The 15,049-nt window shown below is 42.8% G+C and carries 16 protein-coding genes; 7 read left to right on the forward strand and 9 right to left on the reverse strand.

What is annotated here, in order from left to right; genetic code table 11:
• Window positions 1-9: 9 nt before the first annotated feature.
• A complete protein-coding gene (locus J699_RS07985; RefSeq protein WP_032868614.1) occupies window positions 10-624 on the reverse strand; it encodes a hypothetical protein in 615 nt (204 codons plus the stop codon).
• Window positions 625-1,241: 617 nt separating this feature from the next.
• Between J699_RS07985 and J699_RS07980 the strand changes: the two genes are divergently transcribed.
• The gene (locus J699_RS07980) at window positions 1,242-1,553 is read left to right on the forward strand and encodes a hypothetical protein (RefSeq protein WP_032868615.1); all 312 of its coding nucleotides are present in this window, start codon (window positions 1,242-1,244) and stop codon (window positions 1,551-1,553) included.
• Window positions 1,554-1,626: 73 nt separating this feature from the next.
• Window positions 1,627-2,982: a S8 family serine peptidase gene (locus J699_RS07975; RefSeq protein ID WP_032868616.1), complete on the forward strand. Its 1,356-nt coding sequence runs from the start codon at window positions 1,627-1,629 to the stop codon at window positions 2,980-2,982.
• A gap of 94 nt (window positions 2,983-3,076) precedes the next feature.
• On the opposite strand, the gene J699_RS07970 is transcribed toward J699_RS07975, so the two are convergent.
• Window positions 3,077-3,481, reverse strand: coding sequence for a hypothetical protein (locus tag J699_RS07970; RefSeq protein WP_032868617.1), 405 nt, complete (start codon window positions 3,479-3,481; stop codon window positions 3,077-3,079).
• Between the two features lie 240 nt (window positions 3,482-3,721).
• On the opposite strand from J699_RS07970, the gene J699_RS07965 reads away from it, so the two are divergent.
• Window positions 3,722-5,224: a flavin-containing monooxygenase gene (locus J699_RS07965; protein ID WP_032868618.1), complete on the forward strand. Its 1,503-nt coding sequence runs from the start codon at window positions 3,722-3,724 to the stop codon at window positions 5,222-5,224.
• 42 nt (window positions 5,225-5,266) lie between these two features.
• Here the strand turns inward: J699_RS07965 and J699_RS07960 are convergent, their stop codons facing one another.
• From J699_RS07960 to J699_RS0218720, 6 genes are all read right to left on the reverse strand, one after another.
• A complete protein-coding gene (locus J699_RS07960) occupies window positions 5,267-5,689 on the reverse strand; it encodes a hypothetical protein (protein WP_032868619.1) in 423 nt (140 codons plus the stop codon).
• A gap of 108 nt (window positions 5,690-5,797) precedes the next feature.
• Entirely contained in the window at window positions 5,798-6,268 is a 471-nt protein-coding gene (locus tag J699_RS07955) for a hypothetical protein (RefSeq protein ID WP_032868620.1), read from the reverse strand.
• A gap of 160 nt (window positions 6,269-6,428) precedes the next feature.
• Window positions 6,429-6,839 carry a hypothetical protein gene (locus J699_RS0218715; protein ID WP_032868752.1) on the reverse strand — a complete coding sequence of 137 codons (411 nt, stop codon included), beginning with the start codon at window positions 6,837-6,839 and terminating at the stop codon, window positions 6,429-6,431.
• Between the two features lie 73 nt (window positions 6,840-6,912).
• The gene (glyS, locus tag J699_RS07950; RefSeq protein WP_032868621.1) at window positions 6,913-8,982 is read right to left on the reverse strand and encodes a glycine--tRNA ligase subunit beta; all 2,070 of its coding nucleotides are present in this window, start codon (window positions 8,980-8,982) and stop codon (window positions 6,913-6,915) included.
• The gene (gene glyQ / locus J699_RS07945; protein WP_004775941.1) at window positions 8,982-9,971 is read right to left on the reverse strand and encodes a glycine--tRNA ligase subunit alpha; all 990 of its coding nucleotides are present in this window, start codon (window positions 9,969-9,971) and stop codon (window positions 8,982-8,984) included. The genes glyS and glyQ overlap by 1 nt, the downstream gene beginning before the upstream one ends.
• Window positions 9,972-10,084: 113 nt before the next feature.
• Window positions 10,085-10,495 (reverse strand): hypothetical protein, encoded by a 411-nt coding sequence (locus tag J699_RS0218720; RefSeq protein ID WP_032882837.1) that lies wholly within the window; start codon window positions 10,493-10,495, stop codon window positions 10,085-10,087.
• 191 nt (window positions 10,496-10,686) lie between these two features.
• On the opposite strand from J699_RS0218720, the gene J699_RS07940 reads away from it, so the two are divergent.
• From J699_RS07940 to J699_RS07925, 4 genes are all read left to right on the forward strand, one after another.
• Window positions 10,687-11,949 (forward strand): putative DNA modification/repair radical SAM protein, encoded by a 1,263-nt coding sequence (locus J699_RS07940; RefSeq protein ID WP_032868623.1) that lies wholly within the window; start codon window positions 10,687-10,689, stop codon window positions 11,947-11,949.
• Window positions 11,950-11,951: 2 nt separating this feature from the next.
• Window positions 11,952-12,743 (forward strand): TIGR03915 family putative DNA repair protein, encoded by a 792-nt coding sequence (locus tag J699_RS07935; RefSeq protein WP_032868625.1) that lies wholly within the window; start codon window positions 11,952-11,954, stop codon window positions 12,741-12,743.
• A 131-nt stretch (window positions 12,744-12,874) separates the two neighbouring features.
• Entirely contained in the window at window positions 12,875-13,291 is a 417-nt protein-coding gene (locus J699_RS07930; RefSeq protein WP_032868627.1) for a lysozyme inhibitor LprI family protein, read from the forward strand.
• A 120-nt stretch (window positions 13,292-13,411) separates the two neighbouring features.
• Entirely contained in the window at window positions 13,412-14,515 is a 1,104-nt protein-coding gene (locus J699_RS07925) for an HPP family protein (protein WP_032868629.1), read from the forward strand.
• Window positions 14,516-14,577: 62 nt separating this feature from the next.
• On the opposite strand, the gene J699_RS07920 is transcribed toward J699_RS07925, so the two are convergent.
• Window positions 14,578-14,847 carry a PspC domain-containing protein gene (locus J699_RS07920; RefSeq protein ID WP_005227485.1) on the reverse strand — a complete coding sequence of 90 codons (270 nt, stop codon included), beginning with the start codon at window positions 14,845-14,847 and terminating at the stop codon, window positions 14,578-14,580.
• Between the last annotated feature and the right edge of the window lie 202 nt (window positions 14,848-15,049).

Consider the following 15,049-nt stretch of genomic DNA (forward strand, 5'->3'; position numbering starts at 1 on the left):
CTTAAAGGATTAGTTTGTACCAATTTTTGCGTTGGTATTCACATTGGCATTGACGCCTAGTACTTTAACACCGACATTGGCACCTGTTTGCAGGCCTTTCTTATCTGCATTCAAGCCGGTTTGGGCATTTACACCGGTAGTTTTACCGTTTACCTGTGCTTGCGCATTGGTTTGAGCACCTAAATTTAATGATTTAGGTTGGTTAGATGCCTTTTTGTCTTCAATACGTTTTTTGACATTTCCAGTAGTCTCCGCTGCAAACTCTTTCCCATCAACGGTTTTCTCTACTGCATAATCTTTAGTGTTTTTAACGGCTTCACCGGTTTTGTTCACGACAGTTGAACCGATATGAGTTGCTGTTCCAACGGTTTTCTGAGTTGCGCTTACGCCTGTATTGACAGCAGCGTGACCGACATTGTGTGCTGTATGACCTACGCCTTGTGCCACGTGACCAACGCCTTGAGCAGTATTTTTTACTGCGCCAGTCACACCCTTAAGCAAGCCACCAGACTGTACATTGACTTGAGCTGAGCCATTCGCATTGACTTCAGCGCTCTGTGCAAAAACAGAGGCAGAAGCAAGGATAGTTGTTGTCACGATAGCTGTTTTGATCATTTTTTTCATTGCGATTTCCTTAAGCGATGTACCGTAAAGCGGTACTTCATTAACGCAAGTGCATCATAGCGAGCAAAAAAGAAAAAATGTGTGATTTTCATCAAAAATTACATCCAGATTACAGCTCAAACACACTTTGGTGAGAAATTATGAAGACTAGTTATCATAATAAGCACGTGAAAAGTGATGTTTTTTAATTAATATAAAATCCTGTAAATCATCATTTTTATATTTTTGGGGCAAAACGGTTTTTAATCATTTCGAGTTATATTTTATCGAACCAAATATGAAAATTTAGAATATTTAAATAGGATTAAACCGGTTTAAAAATAATCAAAATCATGGCATTTTTATTGCTTGGTATAAATAGGTGAAATCGTAGTTGTACTTTTTTGAGTCATTTAAAGTTTTAGGACCCATTTTCGATTCCACCTGATTCTTCATTTTGAAGAATGAAATCGAGTTAAAAAATTTAAGGGCTTTAGGTCCCATGAAATTTTTAATCGTTTTGACTTGAAATGTATATGTGAAATTTAAAGTGAATTTTTAAATTGTATTCGCATTATTTATAGAAAAACAACTGACAACCAGGTAATGACCAGTAACTCAAGCACTGGAGAATATAAATGAAACAGATTGCCGCATTTTTATTTGTCCTGATCACACTTGGCGTGGTGGTGTTCTATTTTGAACCCGCAACGCCGAGCAGTGCCTCAGACGATACCGCAGTTTACCAGATGCGTCCTGAGCACTCAGGCAGCAGTTCAAGCGTTTTAAAACCAAAGGAGGCCAAAACAGCAACACACACTACATCCGATATGTTGAATCAATTAAATACAACACAAAAAGATGTTCAATTTTATGACACCAAAAGTGATCCTTCGATACAACCGATTGATCCGGAAACCGACCCAGCGAATGAAATTAAAAAACTTTAAATACGCTGGATTTCTTTATCCAAGAAAACCAAAAACTCAAAAGTTCTTTATCCAAGAACGATGGAGATCCACAGTGAACAATAAAATTTTATTACTATTAAGCTTATCCGCTTTTCTAACTACCACTACCTCAGCTGCAACACTGAATGCAGTCCAACTCAAACAACGCCTGAGTTCTGCGGCATTAAATAAAGTACAGCAGGGTAAAATTAATATTGAAACCCTGATCGATAATGATTCAAATGATTTATTGATCGAATATGATAACAGTGCAACCAGCACCACTTTTGGGCGAGAAAAACGCAGCCTGATTGCAGTGGGTAAAAATCAGTTCAAAAGTAAATACAGCAAAGCCGCAGGCTTTCAAACCTTACGTGAGTTTAATGGCCTGCCTTTGGGCTTGTACCGGATTCAAAACCGCGAAACCTTGGCACAAGTGTTAAATGATCCGAGCGTTAAAGGGGTGTATCCAAACCGTAAAAATGTAACCACCACCATGGAAAGCCTTCCCTTAATTAACCAACCGCAAGCGGTTACAAATGGCTTTAGCGGAGAGGGAACCAGTGTGGTGGTGATCGACACGGGCGTGAATTATAAGCATGCTGATTTTGGCTGTACCGCGGTAAATACCCCGGCATCGAGTTGTCGGGTGGTATATGCCTTTGACAGCGCTCCGGATGATAATAGTCTGGATGATGATGGGCATGGCAGTAATGTGTCAGGTATTATTGCCAAAGTTGCACCTCAAACCAAAATTATAGGGATCGATACCTTCCGTAAAATTCGTGTCAATGGTCAGTGGGGCAGTACTGCCTATGACAGTGATATTCTGGCGGCCTTAAACTGGACCGTGAACAATGCCCAGACCTATAACATTAAAGCGGTGAACCTGAGTTTAGGGGTGCCAGGGGTGAAATATACCTCTGAATGTAGCAACAGCAGTTATAGCACCGCCTTTGCTAATGCACGTGCTGCAGGTGTTGTGCCTGTAGTCGCGTCCGGCAATGATGGCTTTGCCGATGGTATTTCCTCACCGGCCTGTGTTGCAGGAGCTGTACGGGTAGGCGCTGTTTATGACAGTAATATTGGGGGTGTTTCCTGGGGAAATCCGGTGAAGTGTTCAGATCCGACTACTGCAGCCGATCAGGTGACCTGCTTTAGTAATGGCGGTTCACTGGTAACCTTGCTGGCACCGGGTGCCATGATTACCGCAGGCGGTGAAACTCAAGGCGGCACTTCACAGGCGGCCCCGCATGTTGCAGGCGCGATTGCCTTATTACGTGCCAATGATGTCAGCCCATCCGAGACGATAGACCAGACCGTGAACCGCTTGAAGGCAACAGGTAAGCCGATTCGCGATAAACGTACCGGTTTGATCTTCCCGCGTATTGATTTACTTGCGGCCACCAGTGGTCTCAATGCGAATTAAGCTGGGTTTAGCAGCTCAAGACTGATCCAGAAAATAGTTTAAAAGCCATAACTCGTTGCAGCTAGAGATAGCAGCAACGAGTTTTTTTATGGCCTCAATGGCATTGCGCCAGTGTGCTGGCACTAAAATTACTTTGCAGTTTCTTGAAATTTGCCTGCACTGCAGGATCTTCAATATCAAATGCTGTGGAGGTGTTTGCAGAGGCGCGGGTGGTATGTTGTGTCGATGAACTCGCTGAAATTAATCCAGAGTGATTGAATGTCCAGTGCTCTATGGCTTGTCCGCCGTCAAAGTAGCCGGTGAATTCAATAATGCAATTTTTATCCTGTTTCATCAGTTTCGCAATATTGCCTTCTGTTGTTGGAGATGCAGCAATATTTTTAATCTGCTCTAATACTTGGGGAGTAGCTGGGCTCTGGTTTTGCAAGGTTGAACAGGCGGTGAAACTCATTCCACTCAGCACTGAGACTAACATGATCTTGAAGGGGCGATGCAGCATGGGCAAAATTCCGGTCCTGTGAATTAATCACTTCAGTGTGTGGTCTAGGGGCGTGAAGTTCAATGCATGTTTTGAGATAACACTGTAAATTTTAAGCTTATTTTTTTGAATGAATCCCACAGCAGCATGATTTGGCAAATTCTGTCAAAAATAACGCTATAAACGGCCTGTCTTGATAATGACCGTCTCAGAGCTTAATGCCATAGTGTTTTGGGCTTTAAGTACAGGGAACAAGAGGTCATGAATACGAAGTCGAAAGCTGTAGCATTTCATCGGGTCATCATTATTGGTGGCGGTTTTGCAGGATTAGGGGCTGCAATCAAACTGAAAGAAGCTGGCATCCATGATTTTATTTTGCTTGAGAAAGCGGATGAGCTGGGTGGCGTATGGCGTGAAAATACCTATCCCGGTTGTGCCTGTGATGTGCCTTCTGCCTTGTATTCCTATTCTTTTGAACCGAATCCTGCGTGGAGTCGGGTATTCGCTGGACAGGCTGAAATCAAACAATATTTGCAAAATACTGCACTGAAATATCAGGTCATGCCGCATGTTCACTTCAAGCATGAAGCCTTAGCCGCAACCTGGTCAGATGCTAAACAGTGCTGGATCATTAAAACCAATCAAGGTGAGTTTCATGCGCAGTTTGCGATTATGGCGTGTGGCCCGATGCATGAGCCTGTGATACCGGATGTCAAAGGATTAAAAGACTTTAAAGGCGAGATCTTCCATTCTTCGCGTTGGCGCCATGATCTGGATTTAACCGGGAAACGCGTAGCCGTTGTTGGCACGGGCGCCTCAGCGATCCAGTTTATCCCCCAGATTCAATCTGTGGTAAAGCAACTGACGGTATTTCAGCGCACACCGCACTGGGTTTTACCGAAGTCGGATATGCCTTTACCTGCTCCGCTCCAGACAGTTTTTAAATATCTCCCTGTTACCCAGTCGCTGATGCGTGGTTCGGTATATGGTATTTTTGAGAGCTTAAATGGCGGCTTACAAAGTAATGTAGCCATGCGACAAGTACAGCGTATTGCTGAATTTCATATTAAACAGGGAATTAAAGATCCTGAATTACGCCGTAAAGTCACGCCCAATTATGTGATTGGCTGTAAGCGGATTCTCCAGTCCAACGAGTGGTATCCTGCTTTGGCACAACCGAATGTTGAAGTGGTGGCTGCTGCTCTCAGTGAAGTTAAAGACAATCAATTATTTACCAGCGATGGTCGCTGCGTCGAAGCGGATGTGATTATTCTCGGGACGGGGTTTGAAGTGGCTGAACCGCCGATTGCCCAACGAGTGTTTAACCGTCATGGTCAAAGCATGTCAGAAGTTTGGCAGGGTAGTCCGGAAGGCTATATGGGAACCATGGTGGCGGATTGTCCGAATGGTTTCTTGATGTTTGGGCCCAATATTGCGGTGAGTTCTTCGGCATTTATTATCATTGAAGCGCAGCTGGCCTATATTATCGATGCACTTAAACAGGCGATTCAGCAAAATATTCAAACCATTGAGGTTGATCCTGTGCGGATGGCCCAGTTTAATCAGCGTGTACAAGCAGCCTTACAAACCACGGTCTGGAATAAAGGCGGCTGTCAGAGTTATTTCATTGATCGTAATGGACGCAATAGTACCGTATGGCCATGGACAACGTTTAAGATGCGCCAGCAACTCAATCATTTTAATTTAAATGAGTATCTGATTGATCGTCAGGTTGCACCACAAACTGAAACCGTTTCTGCCTGATCAAGTCAAAAAAACCTCTAGTGTAAGCTAGAGGTTTTTTGATTAATTCGATGAGGGCTGACTGAGTCCGGCACGCTCAATCGGCACATTGCCTTCGTTAGTTCCGACCACCGCATCTTTGGTGTCCTGCCATTTTTTAGCGGTATATTGTTTGGCTTTCTGGGTTTGCTCTTGCACGATCTCGGATTGTTCAGCGCTATATTGTTTGGTGCTTTGCCATTTTTCACTCATTTTTTGAGAGGTGTTTTCAGATGCACCTTGAATTGAGTTGCCCAAATTCTGCATGCCTTTGCCTGTTTTATACAGCAATACACGACCGATGCTTGGGTTGTCGCCATATGGCATCGCTTTTTCAGCTTCGGCATTTGATACTGTTGCGGTATGATTTGTGGTATCCGCTGCCCAGAGAGAAGACGAGGCCGCAAGTGCAGTGGTTAAACATATGAGTTGTACTTTATTCATCATCTTTTCTGTCCTTTCAGCGATCGTGTCGCAATCGAGATTTTATATCTTATCGTTGAGTTGAAGAAAAGAGTGAGGATGATATGAAATTGATACGCTACGTAACCTTTATCAAAAACTTATGCAGAAAAAGAAGAGAAATAAGCAACTAAAAATACCGAGCACAATAAAATAGTCTTGTTTGCGTAAACTTGCCAAACGTATAACAGACAGATAGATTGAGCTGAAAAAAACCAGTGCAAAAACAAGGATACAAGCTAAGGGGAGATTAAATAGCCATTGGGTATTACTGAATAGAATAAAAATAATGCTACTCGAAATCCAGTAGAGCAGGGCACATAAAAATTTCTTGAGTGCTAATTGGCTGACAGATTGATCTAAACGCGGTAATACAACGGCCAAAATAATCAGTGCAATCATTCCTCCTAAAATCGAAATAATCATAAAAAACAGGCCACTCATATCGGGTTTAGTTCGAATGAATGGAAAGCGTGTATAGCTTGCCCAACCGATCAAGAGTAAAGCGGCATGTATAGCTGCAATAATGATATCGATACGATAATAATTTTTAGATTGAGACATTTATATAAATTTAATGCACATAAAAAAACCTGCTATTACTAACAGGTTTTTTGAAGCACTACAAATATCAGCTTAACCTTGCATACACTGAAATTCGTCATCACAATGGTATCTTTAATGAATGTGATAATTGTGAATACATCAGGTTGCGCAAATTGATTTATTGGATCCTTACAACCTTTTCTACACGATCCGATGAGTCATAGATCACTTGAATAATTACCTTAGCGCCTCTAGTCGCTGATTCAGGTATTGATACCGTTTCTATTAATGAATCAAACGGTAATGTACTTGCGACTAAACCATTGTATAACGCTTGTCCCAATCGTTTGGATGTATTGCCTTGCTTATAAAATATAAAAGTATCGATCCGTTGATCGCCGACTAATTTGCTTGAGCTTGGTGTAATTACCTTGCTAATAAATTCACTGCGAGCCATTCCAATAGTAATAGGATTTTGTATATTTTGATTATGTTCTATTTGAGGCTGAGTCTTAGAACTAGGGTTTAAACTACAACCTGTATGACCCACAGAAAGTAGGATAAGAAATGATAGAACGTATTTATTCATATGCTTATAGATCTTTTTAAAAGAAAATAAATAAAAACCCGCTTCTAAAAGCGGGTTTTTTATAAAAAGTAAATTAACCCTGCAATACACTTACATCTGCAATCGCCGTGAATAAATCACGCAACTGAGCCAGTAAACGTAAACGGTTGGCTTTCAATTCAGCATCATCTGCCATCACCATTACACCTTCAAAGAAGGCATCGATTGGAGCACGAAGCGCAGCAAGCTTAGACAATGCTTCTGTGTAGTTACGTGCAGCAAGCAATGGCTGAACTACAGGTGTTAATGCTTGGAGTTCTGCATAAAGTGCTTTTTCAGCCGCTTCAACCAGATTCGCTTCAACCACAGCACCTTCAGGCGCTGCTTCTTTAGCAAGAATATTGGCAACACGTTTATTTGCCGCAGCCAATGCAGCTGCTTCTGGCAAGGTGCGGAAATGATTGACCGCAGTCACACGCTTGTCAAAATCAAGAGGAGATTTTGGTGCAAGTGCTTGAACCGCCTGAATCACATCAACCGCAACACCTTGGTCTTCATACTTGGCACGATAACGGCCTTCAAGGAAAGCAACTGCATCGGTACGTGTCTTGTCATGATCTTTGATGATGTCGCCATAACCTTGCAATGCAAAGTTCACCAATTCTTCAATCGTAATGTCTAATTCATTTTCAATGACTAAACGCAAGATACCGATTGCAGAACGACGTAATGCAAATGGATCTTTCGAACCTGTTGGTGCTTGACCAATACCGAAAATACCGACCAATGTATCTAAACGGTCCGCCAAGGCAATGGTTGTACCCGTCTTGGTTTGCGGTAATACATCGCCTGCAAATTTAGGTAAATACTGCTCACCCAAAGCTTCGGCAACTTCGTTATTTTCACCTTCAAGACGCGCATAGTATGTGCCTGCAATCCCTTGAAGTTCCGGGAATTCACCCACCAGCTCAGAGGTTAAGTCACATTTAGCCAATAACGCTGCTTTTTCTGCATCGGCTGCATTTGCACCGGTAATTGGTGACAATGCTACAGCCAGTTTGGCAATACGTTCAGATTTATTCCAAAGTGTACCCAATTGTGCCTGGAACACCATGTTAGCCAGTTTTTCTTTACGAGACGCAAGCGGTTGCTTCTGGTCTTGTAAGAAGAAGAACTCCGCATCGGACAAACGTGGGCGAACCACTTTTTCATTCCCTTCAATAATTTGAGTTGGATCTTTAGACTCAATATTTGAAACGGTAATGAAGTAAGGCTGTAATTTACCTTCGGCATTGATTAAGCAGAAATATTTCTGGTTATCCTGCATGGTCGTAATCAACGCTTCTTGCGGAACCGCTAAATAGCGTTCTTCAAAAGTCGCACGTAAAGCCACAGGCCATTCAACCAGACTGGTCACTTCATCAAGTAAGTCTGCTGGCACAATTGCAGTGGCATTGACTTCATCTGCCAAGGTTTTCACTTGTGCTTGAATCGTGGTTTGACGCTTTGCAAAATCAGCAACCACATAGGCTTGTTCTAACGTTGCCAAGTAGTCATTTGCATGCGCCAAAGTCACGGCTTCAGGAGCATGGAAACGATGACCATAGGTCACGTTACCTGTTTTATGATCTTGAATAGTTGCGTCAACAATTTGGTCGTCTTTGAGTAAAAGAACCCATTTCACTGGACGTACAAACTCGGTACGGCTTGCAGCAGAACGCATACGCTTAGCAATTGGTAAATTGTCTAATGCAGTTTGTAAAATCTGTGGAAGTAAAGCGTCAAGGCTTTGACCTTTTACATCTTTTAGATAGCAAACTTTTTCAACTTTACCTGCTTGGAAAGTAGAAAGCTGATCAACGGTAATGCCTTGACCACGCATAAAGCCTTCAAGTGCTTTAGTTGGTTTGCCTTCAGCATCATATGCCGCTTGTACTGCAGGGCCATCAAAACGTTTTTGTGTATCTGCCTGAGCCGCATCAATATCAACAATTTTCAATGCTAAACGACGTGGTGCAGCATAAGCTTCGATTGAGGCGAAATTTAAGCCTGCATCTTTTAAGCCTTTTTCAGTTTCTGCTTTGAGTGCATCACGTAAGGTTTTTAAGCTTTTCGGTGGAAGTTCTTCACAGCCAAGTTCGAATAAAACTGTATGCTTGGTCATTATTTATTCTCCTTCGCTTTTTCAGCTTGGGCTGCTTCTGCCTCAACTTGTGCCTTGAGCTGAGCCAATACTTCATCACGCAAATGCGGTTCTGCCATCGGGAAACCAAGTTTGGCACGAGCAGCCACATAACTTTGTGCAATTGAGCGCGCCAAGGTACGAACACGTAAAATATAACGCTGACGTTCAGTCACGGAAATCGCACCACGCGCATCGAGCAAGTTAAAGCAATGCGATGCTTTGATCACCTGTTCGTAGGCAGGAAGTGGCAATTCAGCTTCGATTAAACGAGAGGCTTCAGCTTCATAGAAGTCGAACAGTTCAAACATTTTATCGACAGGTGCGTATTCGAAGTTATAGGTCGATTGCTCAACTTCGTTTTGATGGAATACATCACCATAGGTTACTGTACCGAATTGACCTTTAGTCCAAACCAGATCGTAAACTGAGTCTACGCCTTGCAGATACATTGCCAGACGTTCTAAGCCGTAAGTGATCTCACCTGTGACTGGGTAACATTCGATACCACCGACTTGCTGGAAGTAAGTGAACTGAGTCACTTCCATACCATTTAACCAGACTTCCCAACCTAAGCCCCAAGCGCCAAGTGTTGGAGATTCCCAGTTATCTTCCACGAAACGGATATCGTGTGTCAGCGTATCAATCCCGATTGCTTTTAATGAATCGAGATAAAGCTGCTGGATATTATCCGGGTTTGGCTTAAGCACCACCTGGAACTGATAGTAGTGTTGTAAACGGTTTGGATTTTCACCATAACGCCCGTCTTTCGGACGACGTGAAGGTTGAACATAAGCCGCGTTCCAGGTTTCTGGCCCCAACGCACGTAAGAAGGTTGCAGTGTGGAATGTCCCTGCGCCCATTTCCATATCATATGGTTGTAATACGACGCAGCCTTGCTCCGCCCAATAGTTTTGTAGGGCAAGAATCAAGCCCTGAAAGGTATCAATATGCGATATAGCACGACTCATGGTGCATCCACTGGAATCAAACAAAAATTGTGCTTAAGTATAAGGATTTTGGTGGTGGGTGGCAAAGGCTTCGAGCGCTTCACTCACAAGTTCTGATCAGAAATAAAAAAAAGTTATTTTATTCCGCATTCATTTCTACTTTTGGCAGAGAGTAAACCTTTCATATAGGTAATTTCTTGGTTAATTTTCATTTGTTGAATGTATTCTTCTATCTGTTGATCGGCAGCTGAACTTTGAGAGGAGGTTAGGGATGGATTTCTCGGTGGATTATCATCGACTAAAAATGCCTTACCCTGCATGAACCCCCAGTTTTTATTGATTTCAGTTCCATCTTCAAGAACTGCTGATGTCTGTAAAAAACATGTTCTGTCATATTTAATTAAAGTAAATGCTTTTATAAAATATGGGCTTTGAGTAGATTGAAAAGTCTTTACTTCGATGAATTCGGGCTCATTTTTAGAGCTACAGGCGGCTAGTAGGAAGGTTAAAAATAAGCTCGGCAATAAAGATAAAAAATTGTACATGAGATGGAAGAGATAAAGTTTTCTTCATTTTATTATAGATAGATTATATTCCCTTGAAATCAACAATCTGTACTGAAGAGGAAAATCCTCACGTCACCCCATGACGTATAGCATCTCTCATGCTCTTAATTTCACAATGTGGACATGTTAATTTTTAAACGATCTTCTCTGTTTTCTTCAGGTCGTTTGAAATGTCTGATCGCATTCGTGAAAAGCTGCAAATTTTAGCAGACGCTGCCAAATATGACGTGTCCTGTTCTTCCAGTGGCAGTGACCGTAAAAACAAAGGCAAGGGACTTGGAGATGCCAGCCATTCAGGGATTTGCCATAGCTATACCGAAGATGGACGCTGCGTTTCCTTGCTGAAAATCCTGTTCAGTAATGTCTGTATTTTTGATTGCGCTTATTGCGTATCACGCCGTTCTAATGACGTAAAACGTGCGGCATTTACCGTGCAGGAAGTGGTTGACCTGACCATTAATTTCTACCGACGTAATTATATTGAAGGGCTATTTCTTAGTTCAGGTATTTTCAAGTCCGCAGATTACACCATGGAGCGCATGCTGCAGGTAGTGAAGAAGCTGCGTCTTGAAGAAAACTTCAATGGTTATATTCATCTCAAGACCATTCCAGGTGCTTCCCCAGAACTGATTCATGAAGCAGGGCTATATGCCGACCGGATGAGTATCAACCTGGAAATGCCGACAGAAGCCGGACTGAAAACCTTTGCCCCTGAAAAATCGCATCAGGAAGTACAAAAGGATTTGGGTCTGGTTCGCGATCGCCTGATTCAGTTGAAGGATGAGCGGCAGGTGATCAAGCATGTGCCAAAATACGTGCCTGCGGGACAAACAACACAAATGGTGGTGGGGGCGCATCAGGAAACTGATCAGGATGTGCTGTTAATGGCGGATCGGCATTACAAGGAATTTAAACTTAAACGGGTTTATTTTTCGGGTTATATCCCGATCAATACCGAGAATCATTATTTACCGGCTGTGGGTTCAGCACCACCGCTATTACGTGAAAACCGACTATACCAGAGTGACTGGTTGATGCGTTTTTATGGCTTTCAGGTCAATGAAATTGTAGATGAGCGTTTTCCGCATCTTGATCTGGATATTGACCCGAAACTGAGCTGGGCCTTACGCCATCCTGAACAGTTCCCGGTGGATTTAAACCGTGCCGATTATCAGATGGTATTGCGTGTGCCCGGCATCGGCGTGAAATCAGCCAAGAAAATTGTGCAGGCAAGACGTTTTGGCAAGATCCATATCGATTTATTAAAACAGCTCGGTGTGGCTTATTCGCGGGCAAAGTTTTTTATTCGCTGTGAAGACAGCCCACGTTTTCAGAAGGAACTCTCTCCTCATTATATCCGTCAGCAAATCCTGACGCAGGGTTCCTCAAAATACGTGCAACAACTTTCACCGCAGCTGAGTTTAGGTCTTTAAGCGTGTTCACTGATCCAGTGGCGTATTGCTTTGATGGTTCCATGGCGGGACTGCTGAGTTGTGTTTTTCGAGCCTTTCAGTTCAAAGAATTTGAGGTGCAGCTGTGTCTGCACAATCAGGTTCAACATGGCCTGTTTGCCAGTCTGATTGAGGTGCCGACCCATGAACGGCAGGCGCAACGGGTCTGGGCAGGCCTGCAACAGAAATTATCGCAATCGGCCTTGAGACAATTCTATTTTACGTCTTTATCAGAATCGCTGGAGGCCTATCAGCATTTATTTAATTACTGTATTTATGTGTTCCAGCAGCAAGTTTCTGTTGAAAAAGACTATTCACATCCGAGTGTGCTGGCTATTGCGCAATGGACCAAAAAGGTCGGGCGTGAAAAACACCGTATGGAGGCATTTATACGTTTTAAGAAAACCTCGGATGGGTTGTTTCTGAGTTTGGTACGACCAGATTTTAATGTATTGCCGCTCATTCAGCCGCATTTTAAACGTCGTTATCAGGATCAACGCTGGCTGATTTATGATGAGCAGCGCCAATATGGGCTGTATTATGACTTGCATGAGATTCATGAAGTCTCGATGGAGGTGAATGAGATCGACCGTAATATCGAAACGGGCTTTAGTCAAAGCTTCCAGTTAGAACTGGATGAGCAGGAAGCGTTATATGATCAGTTATGGAAAGATTACTTCAATAGCGTCAATATTAAAGAACGGCAGAATATCAAGCTCCATGTGCAATATTTGCCAAAACGATACTGGCGTTATCTGAATGAAAAATATCTTTAATGCTCGGGCGGGGACCTGAAAAGAAGTGTGCTTGAGAGCCACTTGCAGTTTTAATTGAATCTGAGTAAAAAATAAGCTTGTCCTTACGGCTTTAACACGATTTTAAAAATGACAAAACCAAGAGCTAGAAAATGAACAAATTAAGTTTTAAATGCCTATTACTGGCAATGACCTGTTTAAGTATGGAGGTCATGGCGGAAACACCGGATAAATCTACCGATGCTTATAGCCTTTGTGTGGATGAAACTATTCAGGAATTGGGACTGGGCAATATTAATAATGCCGTGGTAGAAATCTGTAGTAGTAGAACCAAAACATTATATAGCAAGCAGATCGTACAATTACTGGATCAAATTAAGAAGCAGAGTCAAGAATATCAGCAGCCTGAACGCTATAACGACATTATGAAATCACAACAATTGTGGAAAAACTTTGTGGATCAGGAATGCCGTAATGCGGGTGCCTATATTGGCTCGCCGATGTATGAGTTTTGCCCGATGCAAAAATATGGCGAGCGAATTGAGCAGTTAAAAGAATATCTGAACTGAGAAAATTTATTTTCAACAGCTTTACTCATAATCTAAAACTATAATTTAAATACACCTTCAGCTTGAGTCGGCGTATACTTCTGCCTCGAATAAAACAACACTATTCCAGCAAGGTGCATTGTGAGCTCTACCCAATCAGACTGGCTAAATCTGCTTAAACCTAATTATAAAGTCCTGCCTTTGAGGGAGAGGATGCTGTCAGGCGTGGGGGCTTTATGTGGTCTGGCGATTTCCTCACTCATCAGCTGGTATGTGCTGGGGGGCATGAATGCCTGGTACATTGCACCGATGGGCGCTTCTTCAGTACTCCTCTTTGCGGTACCCAATAGTCCCTTGGCGCAACCGTGGAATGTGGTGGTCGGTAATACTCTGGCAGGTTTGATTGGGGTTGCCTGTACTCAATTAATGCCTGATCTGACCACTGCTTTTAGTGTGGCCGTTGGCCTCGCAATTTTTATGATGATGACCACAGATTCGCTACATCCGCCCAGTGGGGCAGTGGCGATTACCGCCGTGTTGGGCGGGGAGGCGGTCCATCGGCTGGGTTTCCATTTTATATTATATCCGGTGCTGCTGAACTCGATTTTATTACTGGTTTTCGCGGTGGTGTTTAACCGTTTGATTGGGCGTCATTATCCTTTGACTGCGCATGTCAATGAACGTTCTAAAGACCCGACACCGACACAGAAAGTCTCGATCCAGCCAAAAGATATTGAATATGCTTTAGAACATCACACCGAGCTGTTAGACATTAGCCAATATGATCTGGAAAAAATCATTTTAGAAGCGCAAGAGCATGCCAATGAGCGACTGGTCAATTCATTTGTCTGTCAGGATATTATGAGTCGGGACGTGATTAAACTGCATGAAAATGATGATATCCATCAGGCCGTAGATAAATTCAAGGCGGTTAACCTGATGAGCTTGCCTGTGGTCAATGCAGAGGAAAAACTGGTCGGGACGCTGGCTTTATACGAAGTGGTAGAATGGTTTAAGGGCGCGACTGATCCACGTAATTCATGGCAGCATTTTGTGCGACAGATTATGAGCCGGAGAGTGGTGACGGTTGATCCGTTACAGCCGATTCAGGATTTGGTACCTTATTTTGTAGAAAAATCTTTTAACTATATTCCAGTGGTTGAAAACCAGCGGCTGGTCGGCATCATCAGTCGTGCCGATATGATAGCGGCCTTACAGCAGCAGCTGAATCAAAAATTAAGTTAAAAAAAGCTACGGTTGGATTAGGGGTAATTTCAACCGTAGCGACCAAAAAGGAAAGTGAGAAATTAACGTTTTATGCCTTGGTCTTCATAGACAGTTTTCACAGGCTGGTTATAGCCTTGAACATGGTCAACACGCGCTTGCTGACGTTTTGGAATGACCAGCCATAAAATGAGGTACACCAAAATACCCGGGAAAGCGGCGCTCATAATCGAGATCACAACAAAGATCAGGCGTAATAAATTTGCATTCCAACCAAATCGTTCCGCAATACCGCCCATCACACCAGCGATCATGCTTTGTTGGTTTGAGCGATATAAACCAGAGTTGGTCATCGAGTGTATCTCCTTAAATTTATGAAATGGCAGCAAAAAGTAAAATATGAGTTGAAGAGCTGCTGTTATTTAAGAGATATGGGCGATGAATTTTTTTTAAAGTTTAAACAGATGAGAGATTAGTTAAGTTGTGTAAATTCTTGCTGGAAAAAACAACAGCATCGCCTAAAATGCACCGACTTAAAGCACACTGCTTTGTTAA

Origin of the sequence: Acinetobacter sp. 1000160, from assembly GCF_000588715.1 — a bacterium.
Classification (GTDB): Bacteria; Pseudomonadota; Gammaproteobacteria; order Pseudomonadales; family Moraxellaceae; genus Acinetobacter; species Acinetobacter courvalinii.

Coding starts and splice junctions, on each gene's coding strand:
- J699_RS07985 (WP_032868614.1), bottom strand. CDS start 624: ATGAAAAAAATGATCAAAACAGCTATCGTGACAACAACTATCCTTGCT.
- J699_RS07980 (WP_032868615.1), top strand. CDS start 1,242: ATGAAACAGATTGCCGCATTTTTATTTGTCCTGATCACACTTGGCGTG.
- J699_RS07970 (WP_032868617.1), bottom strand. CDS start 3,481: ATGCTGCATCGCCCCTTCAAGATCATGTTAGTCTCAGTGCTGAGTGGA.
- J699_RS07965 (WP_032868618.1), top strand. CDS start 3,722: ATGAATACGAAGTCGAAAGCTGTAGCATTTCATCGGGTCATCATTATT.
- J699_RS07960 (WP_032868619.1), bottom strand. CDS start 5,689: ATGATGAATAAAGTACAACTCATATGTTTAACCACTGCACTTGCGGCC.
- J699_RS07955 (WP_032868620.1), bottom strand. CDS start 6,268: ATGTCTCAATCTAAAAATTATTATCGTATCGATATCATTATTGCAGCT.
- J699_RS0218715 (WP_032868752.1), bottom strand. CDS start 6,839: ATGAATAAATACGTTCTATCATTTCTTATCCTACTTTCTGTGGGTCAT.
- glyS (WP_032868621.1), bottom strand. CDS start 8,982: ATGACCAAGCATACAGTTTTATTCGAACTTGGCTGTGAAGAACTTCCA.
- glyQ (WP_004775941.1), bottom strand. CDS start 9,971: ATGAGTCGTGCTATATCGCATATTGATACCTTTCAGGGCTTGATTCTT.
- J699_RS0218720 (WP_032882837.1), bottom strand. CDS start 10,495: ATGTACAATTTTTTATCTTTATTGCCGAGCTTATTTTTAACCTTCCTA.
- J699_RS07940 (WP_032868623.1), top strand. CDS start 10,687: ATGTCTGATCGCATTCGTGAAAAGCTGCAAATTTTAGCAGACGCTGCC.
- J699_RS07930 (WP_032868627.1), top strand. CDS start 12,875: ATGAACAAATTAAGTTTTAAATGCCTATTACTGGCAATGACCTGTTTA.
- J699_RS07920 (WP_005227485.1), bottom strand. CDS start 14,847: ATGACCAACTCTGGTTTATATCGCTCAAACCAACAAAGCATGATCGCT.